This window comes from Maribacter algicola (genome assembly GCF_003933245.1).
Taxonomy (GTDB): Bacteria; Bacteroidota; Bacteroidia; order Flavobacteriales; family Flavobacteriaceae; genus Maribacter; species Maribacter algicola.
In genome coordinates, this window is the sequence record NZ_QUSX01000001.1 from 630,669 (window position 1) to 654,921 (window position 24,253).

Consider the following 24,253-nt stretch of genomic DNA (forward strand, 5'->3'; position numbering starts at 1 on the left):
TTAAAAAGTTTACCTGACCACTCAAAAGTAATTTCAACAAGTTACGTAAAACCTGATAAATATCATATTTAAAAACTGCCTCATTTCCAACCTTTGCCCAAGGTATTAGCAAATGAATTATGGAAAAGCAACATTGTTATCACTGTGGTGACGATTGCGATTCCGATAGTATCGAATACGACCAAAAATGCTTCTGTTGCAACGGATGCAAGACCGTCTACGAGATTTTTTCGGAAAACAATCTTTCCTATTATTACGACTTACAGGCTTCTGCGGGTTCTACACCCACGGCTATCGAAGGCACCTATGATTTTCTGGAAACGGATAGTATCGTTGAAAAATTAACGGAATTCAATGATGGCAATCTCCAGATAGTGAATCTCTATGTTCCTTTAATACATTGTAGTTCCTGTATATGGGTTTTGGAAAACATGAACAAGCTGAACCCGTTCATTACATCATCACAAGTAAACTTTTCGAAGAAAACGGTAAGGATATCCTATAACAGCAAAAAGACCAACCTAAAGGAGGTAGTGGTGCTATTGGCCAGAATTGGGTATGAGCCCTATATATCCTTGGAGGATATAGATGGAAAGGAAAAAAAGGTAGATCGAAGCCTTATCTACAAATTGGGAGTCGCAGGATTTGCCTTTGGCAATGTAATGTTTCTTTCCTTTCCAGATTATTTTGATCTAAGCTCTAGCAAAACATCCGGTGGCGAATTTTGGTTGAACCAATACGAAGTTGTTTTCAGATGGTTGATGTTCACATTTTCCCTTCCGGTCGTTTTTTATGCGGGAGCCGATTACTTCATTTCGGCATACAAAGGGCTGCGTTCCAAAATCTTGAACATAGATGTTCCCATTTCATTGGGGATACTGGTTTTGTTTGTACGTAGTACGCTCGAAATCATGTTCGATTTGGGAAGCGGTTTTTTTGACTCTCTAACCGGATTGGTCTTCTTCCTGCTACTTGGGAAATTTTTTCAGCAAAAGACCTATTCCTTCCTTTCCTTTGAAAGGGATTACAAATCCTATTTCCCCATTGCGGTCACCAAAATCAATGATGATGGTACTGAGGTGAGTACACAGGTACACGAAATTAAGCAGGGTGACCTGTTGTTGATCAGAAATGGGGAGCTGATTCCTGTGGACGGCCTTCTTTACAAGGGCAAAGCGCAGATTGATTACAGTTTTGTAACGGGGGAATCGGTCCCCGTTGAAAGGGAATTTGGCGATAAAGTATTCGCAGGGGGCAGACAAATGAACGGGCCTATTGAGGTGGAGGCCTTAAAATCGGTTTCCCAAAGTTACCTTACCCAGCTTTGGAGCAACTCGGTCTTTAAAACGGACAAGTCCACCCGATTCCAAAATATCACGGATAGTATTGGAAAACGCTTTACCATTGGGGTACTAACCATCGCTTTTTTGGCCACTTCCTATTGGTTGTATTTTGACGCGTCCTTGGCCATGAACGTTTTTACGGCCGTGTTGATCATTGCCTGTCCGTGTGCCATTGCATTGGCCTCCCCCTTTACCTTGGGCAACATGCTCAGGATATTTGGTCAGAAGAAATTCTATCTACGGGACACAGCTGCCATTGAGCAATTGGCCCAGGTAGACACGGCCATATTTGACAAGACGGGCACGATTACCACATCCAAAAGAAGTTGGGCCACTTATGAAGGGATGCCGTTGACACCGGAGGAAGAATCCCTTTTAAAAAATACCTTAAGGGCCTCGAACCATCCCTTGAGCAGAACCTTATACGATATTCTGTCAGACCACAATATTTATACCTTGGATGAGTACGAGGAACATGTGGGCAAAGGCCTTGAGGGGAGTAAAGGCGGCAAGCATATAAAGGTAGGTTCATCAGAATTTGTGGGCAACCGAGAAGTGTCGGATAGTTTGAATACGGCCGTTCATGTTGCTAGCAATAATGCGTACAAAGGCAAATACGTCTTCCATAACCAATATAGGGAAGGTGTTTCGGAGGTTTTTAGGCAAATGTCGGAACAACTGCAATTGGCAATCCTGTCTGGGGATAACGAAGGGGAAAAGAAAAACTTGGAAAGACTCTTGCCCAAACTCACCCCGCTGTACTTTAACCAAAAACCAGAGGATAAACTGACCTTTATTACATCCCTGCAGGAACAGGGAAAAAAGGTCTTGATGGTGGGTGACGGACTCAACGATGCCGGTGCACTTGCCCAAGCGGAGGTAGGCATAGCAATTTCAGAAAACATCAATGTATTTTCTCCTGCCTGTGATGGCATTATGGATGCCTCAAAATTCCAATACCTATACCAATATATCATTGCCTCAAAGAAGGCCATGAAGATTATAAAACTGAGCTTTTTATTATCGCTCCTATACAATGTTGTTGGACTTTATTTTGCTGTTACCGGGCAGTTGCAGCCCGTAATCGCAGCCATTTTAATGCCCTTGAGCTCCATTAGCGTGGTCGCCTTTACAACGGTACGGACCAACCTTTTGGGCAGAAAATTGAACTAAGAAACGATAAGTAACAAGCATATGAATAAAATTTTTAAAACTGATAAATGTCATATTTAAAAGGAGTCAACAACGGTAATTTTACCCCGAAATTCAGGTAGGTATGAGTGTAATTTATGTGTTATTGGCCATTAGTATCATCGTCGCCATTGTCTTTTTTGCCGCTTTCATTTTCTCGGTAAAAAACGGACAATATGACGATTCCTATACGCCTTCTGTCCGAATGCTCTTTGAGGACGAAGTGGTAAAACAGAAAAAGAGTTTACAAAAATCCAATATGGATACATCAATAGAATCAAATAACTAATCAACTATGGAAGTACAGCAGTTTTATTACGATAACAAAATCGTAAAAAAGTTCATCTATGCCACAATGCTTTGGGGTATTGTTGGTATGTCCGTTGGCCTATTATTGGCCTTTATGTTCTTGTTTCCGAATGTTACGGACGGAATTTCTTGGCTAAGTTTTGGCCGTTTAAGACCCTTGCACACCAACGCGGTCATTTTTGCCTTTGTAGGTAATGCCATTTTTGCCGGTGTGTATTATTCGACACAGCGCCTCCTTAAGGCACGAATGTTCAGTGATGTGCTGAGCAACATCAATTTTTGGGGCTGGCAATTGATCATTGTGGCCGCAGCCATTACGTTGCCATTGGGAATTACCACATCTAAGGAATATGCGGAATTGGAGTGGCCCATCGATATTGCCATTGCCCTTGTGTGGGTAGCCTTTGGGGTCAATCTAATCGGAACCATGATCAAAAGAAGACAACGCCATTTATATGTTGCCATTTGGTTCTACTTGGCCACTTTTGTAACGGTTGCCGTACTTCATATCTTCAATAGTTTGGAGTTACCCGTGAGTGCCTTGAAGAGCTACTCCGTATATGCTGGGGTTCAGGATGCCTTGGTACAATGGTGGTATGGCCACAACGCGGTTGCCTTCTTCTTGACAACCCCATTCTTGGGATTGATGTACTATTTTGTGCCCAAAGCGGCGAACAGGCCTGTATATTCCTATAGACTTTCCATAGTCCACTTTTGGTCCTTGATATTCATTTATATCTGGGCAGGACCTCACCACTTGCTATACTCCGCATTACCGGATTGGGCCCAAAACCTGGGTGTTGCCTTTTCAGTAATGTTGATCGCTCCATCTTGGGGTGGTATGATCAACGGTCTTTTGACCTTAAGGGGTGCTTGGGACAAGGTTCGTACGGACCCAACCCTTAAATTTATGGTAGTTGCGATTACCGGGTACGGGATGGCCACTTTTGAGGGGCCCATGCTTTCCCTAAAGAACGTGAACGCCATAGCCCACTTTAGCGATTGGATCATTGCCCACGTACACGTAGGTGCCTTGGCCTGGAACGGTTTCTTGACCTTTGGTATGATCTATTGGTTGGTCCCTAAAATGTTCAAGACCCGTTTGGCTTCCGTAGGAATGGCAAACTTCCACTTCTGGATCGGGACCCTAGGTATAATATTATATGCGCTGCCCATGTATGTAGCCGGTTTCACCCAGGCCTTGATGTGGAAGGATTTTAATCCGGATGGAACCTTGGTCTACGGTAACTTCCTGGAAACCGTAAACGAGATTATCCCCATGTATTGGATGCGTGCCATTGGCGGTAGTCTTTACATTGTTGGTGCCATCGTAATGGTGTATAACATCGTTGTTACCATCAAATCCGGTCAAAAAGTGGAAGATGAGTTGGCCGAAGCCGCTGCCCTTACCCGAGTATCAAAAAACAGGACCGCAGGGGAAACCTTCCACACATGGTTGGAGCGTAAACCCATCCAATTGACCATCTTGGCTACCGTAGCCATTCTGATCGGAGGTATCGTGCAAATTGTACCAACCATTATGGTGAAGTCCAATATTCCTACGATTACCAGTGTAAAACCCTATACACCGTTAGAATTGGAAGGTAGGGACCTATATATTAGAGAAGGATGTGTAGGATGCCATTCCCAAATGATCAGGCCTTTTAGAAGTGAGGTAGAACGCTACGGGGAATATGCCAAGGCCGGTGAATTCGTATACGACCATCCGTTCCTTTGGGGAAGTAAAAGAACCGGTCCGGATTTGCTACGCGTCGGCGGAAAGTATTCGGATAACTGGCACTTGAACCACATGTACGATCCACAAACGACCTCCTCCGGTTCCATAATGCCCTCCTACTCGTGGTTGGTACGCAACAAACATGACAGAAGTGGGGTTCAGGACAAAATGGAGGCCATGGTTACCTTGGGAGTACCTTATACCGATGAGGATATTGCCAATGCCGAAGCCAGTATGAGCGAACAGGCCATACAAATTGAGAAGAACCTCTATAGCGACCCGGATTTTGCATCGACCTACGAAGCCGATAAAAAATACGCCGCTGAAAACGGGGAGGAATTCATAGAAATGCGCGACAGGGAAATTGTGGCCATGATCGCCTACCTACAACGATTGGGTACGGATATAAAAATTAAGGAAACAAACGAATTAATCTCAGAAAATAAATAGCCATGCTAAAGTTTGTAAAAGGATATATGGAAAACATTGAGGGGGTGGCCACCTACCCAATGATTTCATTGATGATCTTCTTCGTCTTCTTCGTCGTTCTCTTCTGGTGGGTCTTTACCGCATCCAAGGAGTATGTCAAAGAGGTGAGCGACATCCCACTAGACAATAACAACCAACAAAACATTGAATTATGAAGAACCTAGGACCTTGGTGGATCAGACTTCCACTACTATTTTTTATCATATTTGGATTGACGGAGTTTTTTGTGGACTCCGGGGACAAACCCGCCTTTCTGGACCAACCCATTGTCGCACTATTTTTAGGCTTTATAATTCTTTTGCTTGTGGGCATAGAGCTTATCCTGGCCTCCATTGAGAACGTCATGTTCCAGACCCTCTCAGAGGAAGCAAAGGAACGTTACCTGGCTTCCAAGCAACAGGGCATTGAATGGGCCTGGGGCAAAAGAATGTACGAAAAGCTATTGGGCTCCAAACCTATTGAAGCAGAAGGTGAAATTATTTTGGATCACAATTATGATGGTATCAGGGAGTTGGACAACAAACTTCCGCCATGGTGGGTATATATGTTTTATGCCACCATCATTTTTGGCGTCGTTTACTTGGTTCGCTTCCATGTTTTCCATGACTACGATCAAGATACCGAATACCTTACGGAAATGACCTTGGCAGAAGCCGAAATAGCGGAATACAAGAAAAATGCGAAGGACTTGGTAGATGTAAATACCGTGGAAGTTTTAACCGATGCATCGGACATTGCCGCAGGTAAAACCATTTTTGAAACGAATTGTGTAGCCTGTCACATGGCAGATGGTGGCGGTGGAATAGGTCCAAACCTTACGGACCAGAACTGGATATTGGGTGGCGATATTAAATCGGTTTTCAACACCATTTCGGAAGGTGGAAGGGACGGAAAAGGTATGATTGCCTGGAAGCAAAGCCTAAAACCAGTAGAAATGGCGCAAGTGGCAAGTTATGTTCTGAACTTTCAGGGTACGACTCCGGCCAATCCAAAAGCCCCCGAAGGTGATATTATCGTAAACCCACACATGGATGTGGACGGAGCATCCGCCGTGGATTCGGTCATGATAGAAGTTGAAGTCGACACGTTAGAATTCATTAAAACTATTGACGAAGAGGGTACCGTAATTGAATAACGGACTCCTTTTGGATGGCCACATGCCACACTCATTTGGCATATGGCGTTTCAAAAAACCGACACCAAAACATTAAAAGCCAATAATAACAGTATTCCTATCCCTAGTAAAAGCAAGACAAATTAAACCGTAATGGCACAAGATCAAGAAAACTTTAGGGATTCCATTGGAACGATAAACGAAGAAGGAAAAAGGGCTTGGATTTTTCCAAAAAAACCAAGTGGCAAGTTCTACGAATACAGAAAATACGTGAGCTATTTTCTGCTGGCCTTTTTGTTCGCCGCACCCTTTATAAAAATTAATGGGAACCAATTTTTGATGTTCAATGTATTGGAACGCCGTTTCAATATTTTTGGATTTCCGTTTTGGCCCCAGGATTTTCATTTGTTCGTTATTTCCATGATTATCGGTGTGATATTTGTCGCGCTGTTTACCGTTGCTTTTGGACGTATTTTCTGCGGATGGATGTGCCCTCAGACCATTTTTATGGAAATGGTCTTCAGAAGGATCGAGTATTGGATCGATGGGGACCGTGGGGCCCAGATAAAATTGGACCGACAAGCTTGGGATGCCGAGAAAATTAGGAAAAGGTTATTAAAGTGGTTCATCTTCTTTATCATTTCCTTTTTGATCGCCAATGTATTCTTGGCCTATCTTATCGGTAGCGACCGATTGATCAGGTATATCACAGACGGGCCTTTTGAGCACGTAAGTACCATCGTATCCTTATTGATTTTTACGGGAGTGTTCTATTTTGTTTTTGCCTGGTTTAGGGAGCAGGTCTGTATCATCGCATGCCCCTATGGTAGAATGCAAGGTGTATTGCTGGACAATAAATCCATTGTAGTCGCCTACGACCACAAACGCGGCGAGGCGGAAAACGGCCGTAAAAAATGGCGTAAAAACGAGGATCGGGAAGCCCTTGGCTATGGGGATTGCATCGATTGTTTTCAATGCGTGAACGTGTGCCCTACAGGAATCGATATTAGGAACGGAACCCAACTGGAGTGCGTGAACTGTACTGCCTGTATCGATGAGTGCGATACCATCATGGAAAAGGTAAACCTCCCAAAGGGACTCATTAGGTATGCAAGCGAGGACGAAATCACCAAAAAGGAGAAATTCAAATTCACGCCACGTTTAAAAGGGTATTCTGCCGTATTGACCATTTTAATTGGTGTCTTGGTCGGGATGCTGTTTTTAAGAAACGACTTGGAAGCGAATATCCTTAGGTTACCGGGTCAACTTTATGAGCACAAGGAAGGGAACATCATAAGCAATGTTTACACCTATAAATTGGTGAACAAAACCACCAAACCTGTAGAGGACGTTAGCTTTAAATTGATTTCCCACAAGGGAACCATAAAACTGGTCCGTAACGAGAACTTTGAGGTTCCTGCACAGGATTTGGCCGAAGGAACGCTATTTATTGAGATTAACAACGCCGCCGTAAAAAGCGATAAGGAAAAGGTAAAAGTGGGAGTATATAGTGGAGATGAATTGGTCGAGACGACCCTATGCTCCTTTATGGCCCCTAGAAGTTATAAATAATTAAAAATATACACAATGAAAATTAATTGGGGAACCGGAATTGTACTGGCATTTATAGGTTTTATTGGCTTTATCCTCTTCTTTGTGGTACGGATGAGTACTGACAACCGTGCCAACCACGACCTTGTAACAGAGGATTATTATAGGCAGGAATTGGCCTATCAAAAAGAAATCGATGCCCAAAACAATGCCACAAAGGACATCAATAAATTACAGGTGAGAAAAAGTCCGGATGGACTTGAAATAATTTTCCCAGAAAAAGTGAACCCAAGAGAAATTGAAGGCACAGTGTCCCTATACAGACCATCTAATAAGCAATTGGATTTTGACTTACCCATAAGTTTGTCCAATAACCATTTGCTCATACCTGACAACCGCTTGTTGGATGGTCGCTGGGACATTAAAATACATTGGAATTACAATGGCACGGATTACTTGCATAAGGAAAATATAATCTATTAGAAATCATGCTTCTTTCTGCCCTCATATTGGGTTTTATGGGAAGTCTTCACTGCGTAGGCATGTGCGGACCCATAGCCTTTATGCTGCCGGTGGACCATAAAAACAATCTTAAAAAGTTTGGCCAGATCAGCCTGTATCACATAGGTAGACTATTAGCCTATGGTATCATCGGACTGGTTTTTGGGCTATTGGGGAAAGGGCTGTATGTCTTTGGAATGCAGCAAAGACTGTCCATTGCCGTTGGTATTGTAATGATTCTGTTGGTACTGATTCCTGCCAAAACCTTAAACAGATTTCAATTGGGACGCCCGGTATATAGGGCCATATCAAAAATAAAAAGCAGATTGGGCCAAGAGTTCAAAAAGAAATCGGCCGACACCTTTTTGACCATTGGATTCCTAAACGGTTTTCTTCCCTGTGGCTTGGTCTATATGGCATTGTTCGGGGCCATAGCCATGGGCGAGGTCGCCCAGGGCAGCCTTTACATGGTGCTTTTTGGACTGGGCACAGTTCCCCTAATGACCACGGCCGTTTATTTTAGTGCATTTTTGAAAGGAAACGCAAAGAAACGCATCCAGAAACTAATTCCCGTTTTTGTGGTCCTTATGGGAACACTTTTCATATTACGCGGTCTTGGCTTGGGAATCCCTTACATCTCCCCAAAACCGGTTACCCAAATGGTATCGGCAGAAATGGAATGTCATCCATGATATAATTCTAATGAAGAAACTATCCAACGATATTGTCCTTAGGCCACGGTTTCAGCTCGAAATTTTGGGAAACAGGGAGCAATTGTTGCGAAAGTTCATCGATTCAAAAAAAGCGCCCTTTCTGGTCAATTGCCTGGACAACCATATCTTCATAAAATACAACAAGGAGACCACCCATTTTGGCTCTCCCCAATTACACTTGGAAATAGATGCCTTGGACGATAGAACATCCAAAATCTATGGTTTTTTTGGTCCAAACCCAACCCTATGGACCTTTTTCATGTTTCTGCATTTTGTGGTAGCCACCCTGTTCATTATTGTGGGTATTTGGGCCTATGTAAGTGCATCGCTCAACAAACCCTACGGACTTCAAGTTGGGTTTATGGTCTTATTGGTGGTCGTTTGGTTCGCACTCTATACCTTTGGGCAACTGGGTAAAAGAAAAGGCAAGCCCCAAATACAGGAACTTTACGCCTTTATGATGGAAACTTTGGGGTAGTTGCAACCCTTTTCCATTGAAATGTGTATTTTACTAGTATGAGCGATAAGCCGGAAATCAAGACCCGAAAAGACATAGCACTCCTTGTAAACACTTTTTACGAAAAAGTGCGGAAAGAGAACACCTTAGGACCCATTTTCAATGGAATTATTTCCGATTGGGATGCCCATTTTGAAATTTTGACGGATTTCTGGGAATCCCAATTGTTCCTAAAAAGAAAATATACCGGTGACCCGATAAAGGCCCACATTAAGACCGATGATTACATGGGGAACACCATGTCCATGGAGCACTTTGGCATTTGGCTAAACCTTTGGTTCGCCACGATAGACGAACTATTTTCCGGGGAAACGGCATGGATCGCAAAGAACAGGGCAAGGAAAATGAACACCATGCTCTTTATGAAAATTTTTGAACATCGTACCGCCAAATAGACAGACGGCTCGTTTTCCCTAGGATTTATCGTTCAAAAATTCCTATTTTTAAAACCGACGAATTCAAGTAAAAGCCAAGCCCGTTTTGATTATGAGCAAGAAAAACTCCCGAAGGTCCTTTCTAAAAAAGGCGACCTTGACATCCGCAGCCGTAACTTCCAGTCCGTTTCTATTGGCCGCAAGCTTCGAAGAAAAACTGATTCTTAGCAGACACTATACAGCGCATTCCTTTTCGGCAAACGACCAAATAAACCTCGCCCTGATTGGAACAGGTATCCAAGGAATTTATGATACGCAGACGGCACTAAAAGTAGACGGTGTCCAATTGGTTGCCGCCTGTGACCTGTACGCAGGCCGATTGGAAAGGGCTAAGGAACTTTGGGGAGCATCCATCTACACCACTAGGGATTATAGGGATATATTGAACAGAAAGGACATAGATGCGGTAATCATTGCGACACCGGACCACTGGCATCAAAAAATTACGATCGATGCCCTAAAAGCCGGTAAGCATGTGTACTGCGAGAAACCCATGGTGCAAAAACCTGAAGAAGGCCAGGCCATTATCAACGCTCAAAAAGAAAGCGGCAAAATATGCCAAATTGGGAGTCAGGGTATGTCTTCATTGGGCAATGAAAAAGCAAAAAAACTCTATGAGGAAGGTGCCATTGGAGATTTGGTCATGTTGGATATGTATAACGACCGATATTCCGCCGAAGGCGCATGGCAATATCCCATCCCTCCGGATGCCGATACAAAAACCGTTGATTTCGATACCTTTCTAGGAAAAGCGCCCAAAGTTCCTTTTGAGCCCAAACGCTTTTTCAGGTGGCGAAACTACAGGGACTACGGGACCGGAGTTGCGGGTGATCTTTTCGTACATGCCTTTTCAACCTTAAACCACGTAATTAGTTCCATGGGGCCTAACCGTGCCCTGGCAACCGGCGGACTCCGTTATTGGAAGGATGGCCGGGATGTACCCGATGTTTCCATTACCTTATACGATTATCCTCAAACCGATACGCATGCCGCCTTTAATGCGGCCTTTAGGATCAATTTCATCGCCGGTAGTGGCGGTGGTGGGGGCTTTAAGCTAATCGGTACCGAGGGGGAAATGGAAGTGGGTCAAAATTCGGTGACCGTAAGACGTTCCAAACTGAGTATGATACCCCATGGATACTCCATGGTTTCGTTTACCGAGGAAATGCAGGAAAAGATCAGGGCCGGTTATGACCTGGAAACCTTGGAACCTAGGTCTTCTTCCTTAAGTACGGGCACAACCACTTGGGAGGCGGAACGAGATTATAAAGGAGGCCACTATGATCATTTCAACAATTTCTTTACGGCCATTAGGAACAAGGGTTCCGTAATCCAAGATCCAACCTTTGGATTAAGGGCCGCTGGTGCCGCGCTCTTGGCGAATGACAGTTATTACAAACAGCAACCCGTGAACTGGGATCCCGTAAAAATGAAGCTCATATAAAAAAAGGGTGCCTACGCACCCTTTTCAACCAACTAAAAACTGTGATTCCTTGCTTCTAACTAAATCTTAAAGGTGACCACAGGTAGCGTTGCATGGTTAGCAATGTCCTCCCCTATGCTGCCCATAAAGAAATGGGAAAGTCCCTTTCTACCATGGGTGGGAACCCCGATCATATCGGCATTGCTCTCCATTCCAAAATTCAGTACGCCCCGTTCCACGTTATAATCGTTGTAGATGGCAATCAATAGTTCAAACCCGACTAGCTCGCAAAAGGATTTTATCCTCTTTTGTATTTCGGCGGTGCTTAAAAAATCGTCACCAGGGGTGTTGATATAGACCAATTTTAGTTCCGCCGAAAAGCTGTCGGCGATGTACTTGGCCCGTTGTAGGGCATGGATATTTTCATTTTTGAGATCACAGGCAAAAACGATCTGCTTCGGATTAAAATCGGATATTTTGGATTTGATGACCAAAACGGGGATATCAGAATTTCTAACCACTTTTTCCGTATTGGAACCTACGAACATTTCCTTGAGTCCGTCCGCACCTTGGCTGCCCATCACGATCAAATCCACATCGTTCTCCTCGGCAACTTCGCTGATTTCACCAAAGACCTTGTAGTGCTTTATTATCGGCTCAACCTTGACACCTTTCAAATACGGTTTGTCCAAGAATTCATTCAATCGCTTTTCGGCCAATTTTATCAAGAAAACAGTCTGTTCCGGGTGGAAACCTTCGGTGGAGGTAAGCATTGCCTGATTCAATTCCAGCATGTGCAGCACGTACAGCGTGGCATTGTGTTTTTTGGCTATGGAAGCCGCTACCTCAAAGGCATACTCGGATATTTCCGAAAAATCTATAGGGACAATGATACTTTTCATTTTTACAAGATTTAGGTTAAACAATCAAATGGTCATGGAGAACAATCGGGTCTCCGGTGTTTTTTCGTGCAATTTCAAATCGAACGCCATACATATATTTCGAACAAATGGGCGTCCCTTTTCAGTGACCCGCAATTGATATTGGGTCATTTCTAGAAGTCCGTCGTCCTGCATCTCCTTCAACCTGTCCATCACCACAGGTAATTCCTTGAACTGCATGGGTTCCCCGAACCAGAGCGTCTCCAATTGGCACATTAGATTTAGAATATGCTTTCTGATAATGATATCCTCATCGGTTAAAATATGGCCTCTAAAAATGGGTATGATATTATTCTCCACCAAGTGCTGATATTCCTCTAAACTCTTGACATTCTGGGCAAAACCGTACCAACTATCGCTAATACTGGAGGCTCCCAGACCTACCATCAATTGTGTCTTGGAAGCGGTGTACCCCATAAAGTTCCGGTGCAGTTTGCCATTTTTCATGGATCGATAAAGACTGTCCGTATCCAAGGCGAAATGATCCATCCCTATTTCCGTATATCCTGCCTTTGCCAGTTCCAGTTTCCCTACTTCGTACTGTGTACGCTTTTCCTCGGCGGACGGCAGATCGGAATCCTTATAACCACGCTGACCATTTCCCTTGAGCCAAGGCACATGAGCATAACTATAAAAGGCCAATCTATCTGGCTGTAAGATTTTCGTTTTTTCTATGGTTTCGAGTACGTGTTCCAAGGTTTGGTGCGGTAACCCAAAAATGATATCGTGACCGATGGAGGTATACCCAATTTCCCTAGCCCAATCCGTAACGTTCTTCACGTTTTCAAAAGATTGCACCCGGTGGATGGCCTTTTGAACGGTCTCGTTGTAATCCTGTACGCCATAACTCACACGTCTAAACTCAACATCGTAAAGCGCCTGCAGGTGCTCCTTGGTCGTGTTGTTGGGATGGCCCTCAAAACTAAATTCGTAATCCTCCGCCTTATCGGCCCTTCTAAAAAAACCGTTGATAAGCATCTGCAGGTTTTCCGGACTAAAAAATGTAGGGGTACCGCCACCTAAATGAAGTTCTTTGATTTTAGGCCGTTCGTCAAACAACTCAAGATATAAGGACCATTCTTTCAATAAAGTCCTTATGTAAGGTACCTCAACTTCATGTCTTTTGGTGATACGCTTATGACACCCGCAAAATGTACACATACTCTCACAAAAGGGAAGATGTATGTATAGACTTATGCCTTCCTTGGAATTCGATTCGGAAAAACTCTGTTTTACGGTCGCTTCCCATTTTTTGCCGGAAAACGAATGAATATCCCAAAAAGGGACCGTTGGGTAACTGGTATACCTTGGACCCGGAATATTATATTTATGAATAAGATTGCACATAGTTGGTTTGAATATGGTACAAAGCTACTCCTTGTGCCTCCCAAAAAATATGATAATTGTCAGTTTGGAATACCCATCTTGGACAATAAGCATACTTTGGAAGAAAAAAGTAACTTCATGGGGAATCCTACACTGTTTGCCTATTCTTCACCGCTAATTTCATCACAATCCTTATTTTTGGATATTAAAATTTAAAATCATGACATTACTTTTAATGGCCGCAGGTAGCGGAAGTAGATATGGAAAACTGAAACAGTTCGATGATTTGGGACCCGAGGGGGAATTCTTGATGGAGTTTGCCATCTACGATGCACTACAGAACAATTTTGAACAAATAGTGGTCATCACCAAAAAAGAAAATGTTTCCTTTTTGGAGGAATATTTAAACGAAAGATTACCAAAAAACATTAAAATAAATGTACTGGCCCAAGAATTGACGGATCTGCCCGATGGTGTAGATTATAAGGGCGATCGTCAAAAACCTTGGGGAACCGCGCACGCGGTATGGACGGCCAGAAATGTCATTGACGGACCTTTTGTGGTCTTGAATGCGGATGATTATTACGGACAGGCCGTTTATAAAAAGGCTGCCGATTTTATAAAATCAAATAACGAAGCCTATGCCCTTCTAGGGTATACGCTAAAAGATACGCTATCCGAACATGGCTCCGTATCCCGAGGTGTTTGTAAGGTAGCGGGAGATAACCTGGTATCCGTAAACGAACGATTAAAACTGGTCCAACAGGGCGACAAAATCGTGGATGAGGATACCGGACTCAAATTTACGGGCGACGAACAAGCCAGTATGAATTTCTGGGTTTGTAGGCCTTCCATTTTTGACAAGATAGATGCTGAATTGAAGGTATTCCTACAGGACGAGAAAAAAATCGCATCCAGCGAGCTGTATCTTCCTTTTATGATCCAGGAAATGCTACAGGCCAACGAAGTGGAGGTAAAATGTATTCCATCTGGTGCGGAATGGTTTGGGGTTACTTATGCCAGTGATCGGGAAAAGGCTGTGGAGAACCTGCAGTCCAAGACCGACGAAGGACTTTACAAAACACCTTTGTGGTAGAAAACTCCTAAAAAATTAAAAAGGCCGGTAGTTGTTGCTACCGGCCTTTTTTGTGTTTTAAAGATTACCAAAAGGGTTGAAACTAAAAAGAGTCTGGCTTTTTTTAACCAGACTCTTTTACGAGAACACTATATGAAAATGAAAAATTATTTACTGCTTTATTACGATGTAAATGTAGCAGCTTTCCTTGCGCTCAAGAACTATTTGTTGTGAGTGGGGCGCTATTTGTTGTCAAACCTATTTAAATTGTGGTTTGCCGAAATTTCTTTCATTCTTAGAAGCCTTTTACATCTGTAATTTTAAATGAACCATTGATAAATAGCTTAACGATCAAATAACTAAAAGATAAGTTACACGTAACCGAAATAGCGCGTTAAAAAGTCAATTTTGTAATCAGGGATTTTTTATGGTGAACTATATACCTCGCTTAAAGGAAATATTCATTTAGGGATCTCATATTCTTTATTTTAACTCGTGAAAATAAGACTGAAACTTCTTACTACATTTTCCCCAAGTTTTGCAGTAAACTCACCCCTCAGTCTATCCCTCTCAAGAAAAAATCACCATCAATTCATCGACCCTTATGAAAAAAAGACCTGTTGATATCGTGGTCATATCCGATGTGCATCTAGGCACTTATGGATGCCACGCCAACGAACTATTGCAATACCTCAAGTCAATTGCTCCAAAGGAAGTTATACTAAACGGTGACATTATTGACATCTGGCAGTTCAGTAAGCGCTACTGGCCCAAATCGCATATGAAGGTGGTCAAATATCTTATGGGCTGGATCGCAAAGGGCATCAAAGTACATTACATCACGGGCAACCATGATGAAATGCTTCGGAAATTTACAGGATTTCAAATGGGTTCGTTAAATATCGTCAATAAAGTGGTTTTGCCCGTTCACGGTAAAAAAGCATGGTTCTTTCATGGGGATGTATTTGATGTTACCATGCAGCATTCCAAGTGGGTCGCCAAACTTGGGGCCAAGGGCTATGACTTTTTGATTCTGTTGAACAGGGGCATTAATTTTATCAGCAAACAATTGGGGCTCGGACCTATTTCCATGTCCAAAAAAATAAAGAACGGCGTAAAATCCGCAGTCAAATTCATCAATAACTTTGAAACGACGGCCTCTGAAATAGCCATAGAAAATGGCTATGAATACGTTGTATGCGGACATATTCATCAACCCGAAATTCGTAAGATTTCTACGGATAAGGGAGAAGTAACCTACCTAAATTCTGGGGATTGGATAGAAAACCTAACTGCGTTGGAATACAACCACGGTCAATGGGAGCTCTACTCCTTTTACAATGACAAGGGCATGCAAATTCAATTGGAGGATCCTCATGAGGACCATCCAGTCCTTGAAAGGGCCGAACTGTTCCAAAGCCTTTTGGACGAATTCAGGACAAGCGGATTGGTAAAACTGAAATAATACGACAGAGTCTATGCGGGTATTATATGCCATTCAAGGTACTGGAAACGGGCATTTAAGCAGGGCAAGGGACGTAATTCCGGCTCTGCTTAATGAAAATATAGATTTGGATATCCTGATCAGTGGTACACAGGCCGATATCGATTTGCCCTACTCAGTTAAATACCGATGCAAGGGATTGAGCTTCATATTCGGAAAAAAAGGGGGCGTGGATATGTGGAAGACCTACGTAAAATCGAACACCCTGCGATTGCAAAAGGAAATCCGAAGCATTCCGGTCCAGAACTACCATTTGATCATCAATGATTTTGAACCTGTTTCCGCATGGGCCTGCAAACTGGCGGAAAAACCTTGCTTTAGTTTCAGCCATCAATCGGCCGTACTATCCAACAACGCCCCCAAACCAAAGAAAAAGGACAGCTTGGGTAAAATGATACTAAAGAACTATGCGCCCGGCAGCCATCACTTTGGCCTGCATTTTAAATCCTATGACGAGGGTATTTTTACTCCTATTATCCGGGCCGATATTCGTAATGCAAACGTTTACGAGGGGGAACACTACACGGTCTATCTTCCATCCTACAGTGATGGAAAAATCATTCATTTTCTTTCACAAATACCCAATGTAAAGTGGGATGTATTTTCAAAGCACAACAACCGGGAAACGGTCACCAAGAATTTGAGCATACGCCCCATTACCAATGTAGCCTTTGTGCAAAGTATGGCCACTAGCAAGGGTGTTCTATGCGGGGCAGGTTTTGAAACCCCAGCGGAAGCACTTTATATGCAAAAGAAGCTACTCGTAGTTCCTATGAAAGGTCAATATGAACAACAATGCAATGCGGCCGCTTTGCAGGAAATGAACATTCCCGTCATAAAATCCTTAAAGGAAAAGCACCTGCCCAAGGTCATGGATTGGGTGGCATCCAATAAAAAAATTGAAGTAGATTACCCGAATATTACCAATGAAATAGTTCAAAAACTACTTCAGAAAAGCTTGCAGGAATAAGTCTCCAAATGACGAAAAAGATTCACTCCTCAGATTTTAGCAAGGATTTTATTTGGGGGGTCTCCACGGCCGCTTTCCAGATTGAGGGGGGCCATGACAAACATGGCAAAGGGCCTTCCATTTGGGACGTTTTTACCTCAAGGAAGGGAAAAATTCGCGGAAACGATACGGCCAAAACCAGTTGTGATTTTTACCACAGGTACAAGGAAGATATCAACCTGATGAAATCCTTGAATATCCCAAATTTTAGGTTCTCCATTTCCTGGAGCAGGATATTGCCTACGGGCACGGGTAAAATAAATACGGAGGGAATTGCCTTCTACAATAGGGTCATCGACTATTGCCTGGAACAGGACATAACTCCTTGGATCACTTTATACCATTGGGACCTACCCCACGAGCTTGAGTTGAAGGGAGGATGGACCAACAGGGAAATCTTGGATTGGTTTGGGGAATACACTAAGGTTTGCGCCCAATCCTTTGGCGACCGGGTCAAACATTGGATGGTACTGAACGAACCTATGGTGTTTACCGGCGGTGGCTATTTTTTGGGAGTCCACGCCCCGGGAAAAAAAGGAATGCGCAATTTTCTTCCTGCCGTTCATCACGCGCAATTGTCTCAAGCGGTTGGGGGACGCATGATTCGAAAATGGATTCCCGATGCAAAAATTGGAACTACATACTCCTGTTCCTACATTGTACCAAAAAACAAATCACCAAGGAACATCAAAGCGGCAAAAAGGGTAGATGCACTTTTAAACCGTATTTTTATTGAACCTGTTTTGGGTCTAGGCTATCCTGAAAAAGATTTGCCGATCTTAAAAAAACTAAGACCTTATATACTCCCTGGGGATATGGAGAAAAGTCGATTTGAATTTGACTTCATCGGCATTCAAAACTATACTAGGGAGGTTGTACAACACAGCTATTTTATTCCTTACATCCAGGCCAAGATCATAGAAGCCCCCAAAAGAAATGTTCGCACCACATTGATGGATTGGGAGGTATATCCACCCAGTATCTATGAAATGATACGCAAATACAACAGTTATAAAACGTTGCCCGATCTTATCATCACGGAGAACGGGGCCGCATTTCAGGATACGTTCACAGAAGGAAAAATCAAGGACAAAAAAAGACAGAAGTTCCTTAAGGACCACTTGGAGCAAGTACTAAAAGCCAAAAAGGAAGGGTTAAACGTTCATGGGTACTTCGTGTGGACGCTCACGGATAATTTTGAGTGGGCCGAAGGATACCACCCCGGTTTTGGATTGGTCCATGTCAATTTTAAGACGCAAAAACGCACCGTGAAAAAATCGGGAAAGTGGTATAAGAAGTTTTTGGAAGTTTAACAGTAATGCGTACTGATTGTTCTAAAAGAAATAGAAAAGCCGATGCTCCCATCGGCTTTAGCTAACTAACTCAAAAATTACATGAATCTTATTACACGCAGGGCAAAAATAAGGCCCTATTTTTGAGGATATGTTAAGATAACCTAAGCAATTTGTTATCTTATTTAAAGGCTTGGTGGCCCGTAATATCCGCTCCGGTAATCAAGAGATGGATATCATGGGTGCCTTCATAGGTAATCACACTCTCCAGATTCATCATGTGGCGCATTATACTGTAATCACCGGTGATACCCATACCGCCCAAAACCTGTCTGGCTTCCCTAGCTATGTTGATGGCCATTTCCACATTGTTCCGTTTTGCCATGGAAATCTGGGCCGTTGTGGCCCTACCCTCGTTCTTTAGCTGACCCAGCCTAAATGCCAATAATTGGGCCTTGGTGATTTCCGTAATCATTTCGGCCAATTTTTTCTGCTGCAATTGAAAAGCGGCGATTGGCTTGCCAAATTGCACCCTTTCCTTCGCATATCGCAAGGCCGTATCATAGCAGTCCATTGCAGCTCCTATGGCGCCCCAGGAAATCCCATATCGGGCCGAGTCCAAACAACCCAACGGCGCCCCAAGCCCCGATTTGTTCGGTAGCAAATTTTCCTTGGGCACTTTTACATTGTCGAAAATAAGCTCTCCTGTGGCCGAGGCCCGTAAGGACCATTTATTATGTGTTTCCGGAGTAGAGAATCCTTCCATACCACGTTCTACGATGAGTCCGTGAATCCTTCCCTCCTCGTTCTTGGCCCAAACTACGGCGATGTCCGCAAAGGGAGAATTTGAAATCCACAATTTTGCCCCGTTCAACAAATAATGGTCGCCCATATCCTTGAACTTGGTTTCCATACCGCCCGGATTGGAACCATGATTGGGTTCCGTTAAACCAAAACAGCCCATCATCTCCCCACTTGCCATTTTAGGTAGGTACTTCTTGCGCTGTTCTTCATTACCGTAGGTAAAGATGGGGTACATGACCAAGGAGGACTGTACGGATGCCGTTGAACGTACACCACTATCCCCGCGTTCTATTTCCTGCATGATAAGGCCATAACTGATTTGGTCAAGTCCCGCGCCTCCGTACTCTTCGGGAATATAGGGACCAAAAGCTCCAATCTCGGCCAGTCCACCAATAATCTGATTGGGAAACTCGGCCTTTTGGGCATACGTTTCAATAATAGGAGAAACGTCCCTCTTCACCCATTGCCTGGCAGCATCACGTACCAATTTATGTTCTTCAGAAAGTAAATCATCCAAATTATAATAGTCGGGAGCTTCGAATAAGTCAGGTTTCATACATGCAATTTATAAGTGCAGTAAAAATATAACATTGTCAAAACAATAAGTTACATTTTTAGATAAAAGTCTTTGGTCAGTGCAATATATTCGTTGGTATACACATGCCTTTCTTTCTCTATAATCAAAACTTCAACTATTGTATCGGCCTTTGTTCTTGAAAATTCGATCAGACTTCTTTTGAAAGGGGCATCCTCATGACCTTTGATATGGCAGACTCTCAAAGCATAAAGAGCTTCGGCATTCGCCAAATTGATAAATACTTCAGTTTCCTTAAAAGGAATTATGACCGAAAACCGACCCGCATCGGACAATAATTTGGAAACACCTTCCACCAATTCCGTAAAAGGCAATGTATCGTTCTGGCGTGCCAAATCCCTTAGAGTGTTGCCACTGGAAACCTTTTCACTGTAGAAAGGAGGATTACTAATGATCAAATCATATACCTCATCCATTTCATCGACAAACTCGTCCAATCCGGCATGGTAGCAATAGAGTCGGTCGCCCCAAGGAGAAGCTTCAAAATTATCCACACATTGTTCGTAGGCATTTTCATCGATTTCAAGCGCATCGATGGTAAGCGCATCGCATCTTTGGGCCAACATTAGGGATAATACACCTGTACCTGCACCAATATCCAAAATGGATTGTGGCTCAAAATCAACATCCGTCCACGCGCCTAAAAGGACTCCATCGGTCCCAATTTTCATCGCACAACGTTCTTGGTCAATTTTAAATTTTTTAAAGCAAAAAGTTTCCTTCAACGAATTGTTTTTTGGAATGTATCGAAAATGGACAGGGCCAAAGGTTCAAAAAATTAAAAACCAAACCCCTTGGAAATTCTTCCGTACATAAACATACATAAAAACAATTATTATGAAACTAAGAAAAACATTTAGATTTATCCTGCCCATAGTCATGGGCGCAATGCTCTTCACCTCTTGTAGTGATGACGACGGTGACTTTATACCTCCAATAATCGATGGAGGCGATTCCGAAACCTATCAATTGAGCTCCGTTTCCAATCCGGACATATCGGGTACAGCCAAAATTATTGATAACGAGGACAACTCCATTACCGTTGAGCTGGAGCTGCAGAATACCCCAAGTGGAGGAATGCATCCCGCGCATATCCACTTTAATACCGCCGCGGAAGGTGGGGATATAGCAATTACCTTGGGAACGGTGGACGGTTCCACAGGAATGAGTTCCGTTACTTTCTCCACTTTGGACGATGGAACCGCAATTTCCTACGAAGAACTGTTGGATTTTGACGGATATATCAATGTCCATGCCAGTGCAGATGACCTTGCAACTTTGGTTGCCCAAGGTGATATAGGTCAAAATGAACTAAACGGAGAAACCAAAGTTTATGAGCTGGGCAGTGTGGCGATTGAAGAAATTAGCGGTACGGCTACATTTTCAGAAAGAGTAAATGGGGAAGCTTTAGCTACAATTGTATTGAACAATACGCCCGCTGATGGAATGCACCCAGGACACATTCATATGAACACGGCTGCAGAAGGTGGTGATATTGCTTTCACCTTCAATCCAGTCAATGGTGCTACCGGCATAAGTAATACAAACGTCTCTATGTTGGATGACGGTACCGCTTTTGGTTACAACGATGTGCTTACCTATGACGGATATATCAATATCCATTTAAGTGCCAATGACCTGGCGACTTTAGTAGCCCAAGGGGATATTGGACAAAACGAACTGACAGGGGAATCCAAAAGCTATGAACTAGCTTCCGTGGATGTGGAAGGAATTGACGGTACGGCCACTTTTGAAGAGCGGGTCAACGGTGAAGCACTGGCAACACTAATGTTAAATAACACCCCTGAAGACGGAACACATCCTGCACATATTCACATGAATACGGCCGCTGAAGGTGGAGACATCATCTTTACTTTTAATCCTGTAAATGGTGCTACAGGAAAAAGCATGACCAATGTAACCGCGTTGGATGACGATACTTCATTTGGCTACGACCAAGTGTTGGAGGTAGATGGTTATATCAATGTTCATTTAAGTGCCGATGATTTGGCGACTTTGGTTGCACAAAGCGATATTGGACAGAATGAATTGACCGGGGAAGCCAAAACATACGAATTAGGTTCCGTTGCGGTACCGACTATCTCTGGTACAGCGACCTTCGAAGAGCGCGTTAATGGAGAGGCTTTGGCAACTATCATGCTTGAAGGTACTCCAGATGGTGGCATGCACCCAGGACATATCCATGCGAATAGTGCCGCGGAATCAGGTGACATCTTGTTTACGTTTAATCCTGTGAATGGTACCACTGGTATGAGTAAGACGAATGTGGCTACCCTAGATGACGATACCGCTTTTGGATATGAAGATGTACTTGTTGTGGATGGATACATTAATATTCATTTAAGCGCAGACGATTTGGCTACTTTGGTAGCACAAGGTGACATAGGTGAGAATGAATTAACAGGTACTTCCAAAACGTATGCCTTGGCTACGGTAGATGTTCCCGGAATTAGCGGTAATGCAACTTTTTTTGAACGGGTAAGCGGTAATGCCCTGGCGGTAATCGAACTCACAGGAACCCCGGCAGATGGCGTTCACCCAGCCCATATCCATGCAAATAGTGCTGCAGAAACTGGCCCAATTATTTTTAGCTTTAATCCAGTTGACGGGACTACGGGCATGAGTAGCACGCATGTTGAAATCTTGGACGATGAAACCCCGTTCAGTTATCAGGACGTATTGGGTGTTGACGGTTATATAAATGTACATTTAAGTCCGGATGACCTTGCAACTTTGGTTGCACAGGCCGACATAGGAATAAACGAATAAGAACATTTTATAATTTAAAAAAAATGGCGACCAAATTTGGTCGCCATTTTTAGTATTGATTAGAATGAAATCTGATGTATTTCTATTTGGCTCTTCCAGGCTCCCTGCGTTCGCTGCCTTCCATTCCCATAAGGCTATCACCCAACTCGGCACGCATTGCATCGGCCATAGCCTTAATTACTTCCACAACTTCCGGATATTCCCCGGCCATGTTTTTGGTCTCACTTTCATCATTTTCCAAATCATACAATTCTATTTCTTCCAAATCGACCAATTTATAATCACCTGGCAGACCGTCCTTGCCCGGTTCCTGACCTTCCATGGTTCTATAGGTATGGGGAAAATACAGTTTCCATTTTCCATAGCGCACCCCAAACAGTTCATTGACGTGATAGTAATAGAAATAGGCCTTTTGGGGACTATTCTCGGTTAGGCCCGTGAACAGACTCCAAGCACTTTTACCGTCTATTTTCTTTTGGGGCAATTGGGCATTTGTTGCCTCGGCGATGGTTGGCAAAATATCGATGGCCATGACCGGTGCGTCCACCACCCTATCCGCGGGTATTTTCTTAGGATATTTTATCAGAAAAGGTTCCCGCTGGCCGCCTTCCCAAGCCGTACCTTTGCCTTCCCTGAGAGGATATGCACTACCGGCATGATTTCCATAGGCGAGCCAAGGTCCATTGTCCGACGTAAAAATTACAATCGTGTTTTCGGTGAGACCATTCTTGTCCAGAGCTTTTAAAATTTCGCCCACGGACCAATCCAGTTCCATAATCACATCGCCATATAGCCCCCTATCCGATTTTCCCTTGAACTTATCAGAAACAAACAAGGGTACATGGGGTTGTGGGTGGGGAACATATAGAAAAAATGGTTTGTCCTTGTTGCTATTAATAAAACTGACACTTCTTTCCGTAATCATCGTGGTCAGATTGGATTGATCAGTAAGCGTATCTATTACTTTCTCATTGTGATAAAGTTCCAAGGGGCCAAAATTAAATACCGGCCCTTGCTGTGGATGCAAAGGCCACATATCGTTGGAATAAGGAATCCCAAAATATTCATCAAATCCTTGATTATTGGGCATAAATTCGGGTGCATCTCCCAAGTGCCATTTACCAAAAATTCCTGTAGCATACCCCTTTGCTTTTAGTATTTCTGCCAAAGTAGTTTCCTCTGGGTTAAGTCCAACCTTACTGTTTGGCATCAATGCATTATGGATGCCAATCCTATTAGGGTAGCATCCCGTCAGGATACCTGCCCTAGATGCGGAGCAAACTGCTTGTGCGGCATAGAAACTTGTCAATTTCAACCCCTCTTTTGCCATTTGGTCCAGGTTAGGGGTCTTTATATCACCAGCCCCAAAAACTCCTACGTCATTATAGCCTTGGTCGTCCGTAAAGATCAAAACGACATTGGGTGGTCGATTTTCATCCGATGTAGTTTTCACCTTGGTTTCTTCGCAAGACTGTATTAAAAGTAGGGTAAAAAAGACAATTCCATTAAAATTTAAATGTTTCATTGACACTTTTTAAAAACACAGCGTTAAAATCCTTGTTAGATGCCATGAATATAGTTAATTTCCGAACTT

21 protein-coding genes are annotated in these 24,253 nt (G+C 43.3%); 16 read left to right on the plus strand and 5 right to left on the minus strand.

Annotation, left to right across the window (positions count from 1 at the left end):
• The first annotated feature begins 119 nt into the window (after nucleotides 1-119).
• The 11 genes from DZC72_RS02695 (at nucleotide 120) to DZC72_RS02745 (ending at nucleotide 11,344) form a co-directional block, all read left to right on the plus strand.
• A complete protein-coding gene (locus DZC72_RS02695) occupies nucleotides 120-2,516 on the plus strand; it encodes a heavy metal translocating P-type ATPase (protein ID WP_125221357.1) in 2,397 nt (798 codons plus the stop codon).
• A gap of 103 nt (nucleotides 2,517-2,619) precedes the next feature.
• Complete coding sequence (gene ccoS, locus DZC72_RS02700) at nucleotides 2,620-2,823, plus strand: cbb3-type cytochrome oxidase assembly protein CcoS (protein WP_125221358.1); 204 nt, start codon at nucleotides 2,620-2,622, stop codon at nucleotides 2,821-2,823.
• Nucleotides 2,824-2,829: 6 nt separating this feature from the next.
• Nucleotides 2,830-5,031 carry a cytochrome-c oxidase, cbb3-type subunit I gene (ccoN, locus tag DZC72_RS02705; RefSeq protein WP_125221359.1) on the plus strand — a complete coding sequence of 734 codons (2,202 nt, stop codon included), beginning with the start codon at nucleotides 2,830-2,832 and terminating at the stop codon, nucleotides 5,029-5,031.
• 2 nt (nucleotides 5,032-5,033) lie between these two features.
• The gene (locus DZC72_RS02710; protein ID WP_125221360.1) at nucleotides 5,034-5,225 is read left to right on the plus strand and encodes a CcoQ/FixQ family Cbb3-type cytochrome c oxidase assembly chaperone; all 192 of its coding nucleotides are present in this window, start codon (nucleotides 5,034-5,036) and stop codon (nucleotides 5,223-5,225) included.
• A complete protein-coding gene (locus DZC72_RS02715; RefSeq protein ID WP_125221361.1) occupies nucleotides 5,222-6,205 on the plus strand; it encodes a cbb3-type cytochrome c oxidase N-terminal domain-containing protein in 984 nt (327 codons plus the stop codon). Before DZC72_RS02710 ends, DZC72_RS02715 begins: the two co-directional genes overlap by 4 nt.
• Nucleotides 6,206-6,337: 132 nt before the next feature.
• Complete coding sequence (gene ccoG / locus DZC72_RS02720) at nucleotides 6,338-7,756, plus strand: cytochrome c oxidase accessory protein CcoG (RefSeq protein WP_125221362.1); 1,419 nt, start codon at nucleotides 6,338-6,340, stop codon at nucleotides 7,754-7,756.
• 15 nt (nucleotides 7,757-7,771) lie between these two features.
• Entirely contained in the window at nucleotides 7,772-8,218 is a 447-nt protein-coding gene (locus DZC72_RS02725) for a FixH family protein (protein ID WP_125221363.1), read from the plus strand.
• Between the two features lie 5 nt (nucleotides 8,219-8,223).
• Nucleotides 8,224-8,928 carry a sulfite exporter TauE/SafE family protein gene (locus tag DZC72_RS02730; RefSeq protein ID WP_125221364.1) on the plus strand — a complete coding sequence of 235 codons (705 nt, stop codon included), beginning with the start codon at nucleotides 8,224-8,226 and terminating at the stop codon, nucleotides 8,926-8,928.
• A 10-nt stretch (nucleotides 8,929-8,938) separates the two neighbouring features.
• Nucleotides 8,939-9,427 (plus strand): GTP-binding protein, encoded by a 489-nt coding sequence (locus DZC72_RS02735; RefSeq protein WP_125221365.1) that lies wholly within the window; start codon nucleotides 8,939-8,941, stop codon nucleotides 9,425-9,427.
• Between the two features lie 38 nt (nucleotides 9,428-9,465).
• Nucleotides 9,466-9,861 (plus strand): group III truncated hemoglobin, encoded by a 396-nt coding sequence (locus tag DZC72_RS02740; protein WP_125221366.1) that lies wholly within the window; start codon nucleotides 9,466-9,468, stop codon nucleotides 9,859-9,861.
• Nucleotides 9,862-9,952: 91 nt separating this feature from the next.
• Nucleotides 9,953-11,344, plus strand: a complete 1,392-nt coding sequence (locus tag DZC72_RS02745; protein ID WP_125221367.1) for a Gfo/Idh/MocA family protein — start codon at nucleotides 9,953-9,955, stop codon at nucleotides 11,342-11,344.
• Between the two features lie 59 nt (nucleotides 11,345-11,403).
• Here DZC72_RS02745 and DZC72_RS02750 read toward each other — a convergent pair whose 3' ends face one another.
• On the minus strand, nucleotides 11,404-12,225 hold the full coding sequence (locus DZC72_RS02750; RefSeq protein WP_125221368.1) for a universal stress protein: 822 nt from the start codon (nucleotides 12,223-12,225) through the stop codon (nucleotides 11,404-11,406).
• 24 nt (nucleotides 12,226-12,249) lie between these two features.
• Nucleotides 12,250-13,611 (minus strand): oxygen-independent coproporphyrinogen III oxidase, encoded by a 1,362-nt coding sequence (gene hemN, locus DZC72_RS02755; RefSeq protein WP_125221369.1) that lies wholly within the window; start codon nucleotides 13,609-13,611, stop codon nucleotides 12,250-12,252.
• 199 nt (nucleotides 13,612-13,810) lie between these two features.
• On the opposite strand from hemN, the gene DZC72_RS02760 reads away from it, so the two are divergent.
• The 4 genes from DZC72_RS02760 to DZC72_RS02775 all read left to right on the plus strand — a co-directional run bounded on the left by DZC72_RS02760 (nucleotide 13,811) and on the right by DZC72_RS02775 (nucleotide 18,491).
• The gene (locus DZC72_RS02760) at nucleotides 13,811-14,686 is read left to right on the plus strand and encodes a nucleotidyltransferase family protein (protein ID WP_243641628.1); all 876 of its coding nucleotides are present in this window, start codon (nucleotides 13,811-13,813) and stop codon (nucleotides 14,684-14,686) included.
• Between the two features lie 583 nt (nucleotides 14,687-15,269).
• Entirely contained in the window at nucleotides 15,270-16,130 is an 861-nt protein-coding gene (locus DZC72_RS02765; RefSeq protein ID WP_125221370.1) for a UDP-2,3-diacylglucosamine diphosphatase, read from the plus strand.
• A 13-nt stretch (nucleotides 16,131-16,143) separates the two neighbouring features.
• On the plus strand, nucleotides 16,144-17,139 hold the full coding sequence (locus tag DZC72_RS02770; RefSeq protein ID WP_125221371.1) for a glycosyltransferase family protein: 996 nt from the start codon (nucleotides 16,144-16,146) through the stop codon (nucleotides 17,137-17,139).
• An 8-nt stretch (nucleotides 17,140-17,147) separates the two neighbouring features.
• A complete protein-coding gene (locus tag DZC72_RS02775) occupies nucleotides 17,148-18,491 on the plus strand; it encodes a GH1 family beta-glucosidase (RefSeq protein WP_125221372.1) in 1,344 nt (447 codons plus the stop codon).
• Between the two features lie 160 nt (nucleotides 18,492-18,651).
• On the opposite strand, the gene DZC72_RS02780 is transcribed toward DZC72_RS02775, so the two are convergent.
• A complete protein-coding gene (locus DZC72_RS02780; protein ID WP_125221373.1) occupies nucleotides 18,652-19,830 on the minus strand; it encodes an acyl-CoA dehydrogenase family protein in 1,179 nt (392 codons plus the stop codon).
• 50 nt (nucleotides 19,831-19,880) lie between these two features.
• On the minus strand, nucleotides 19,881-20,594 hold the full coding sequence (locus DZC72_RS02785; protein WP_243641629.1) for a tRNA1(Val) (adenine(37)-N6)-methyltransferase: 714 nt from the start codon (nucleotides 20,592-20,594) through the stop codon (nucleotides 19,881-19,883).
• Between the two features lie 112 nt (nucleotides 20,595-20,706).
• Between DZC72_RS02785 and DZC72_RS02790 the strand changes: the two genes are divergently transcribed.
• Nucleotides 20,707-22,659 (plus strand): CHRD domain-containing protein, encoded by a 1,953-nt coding sequence (locus DZC72_RS02790; RefSeq protein WP_207891698.1) that lies wholly within the window; start codon nucleotides 20,707-20,709, stop codon nucleotides 22,657-22,659.
• Between the two features lie 82 nt (nucleotides 22,660-22,741).
• On the opposite strand, the gene DZC72_RS02795 is transcribed toward DZC72_RS02790, so the two are convergent.
• Nucleotides 22,742-24,184, minus strand: coding sequence for a sulfatase family protein (locus tag DZC72_RS02795; protein WP_125221374.1), 1,443 nt, complete (start codon nucleotides 24,182-24,184; stop codon nucleotides 22,742-22,744).
• Nucleotides 24,185-24,253: the final 69 nt, after the last annotated feature.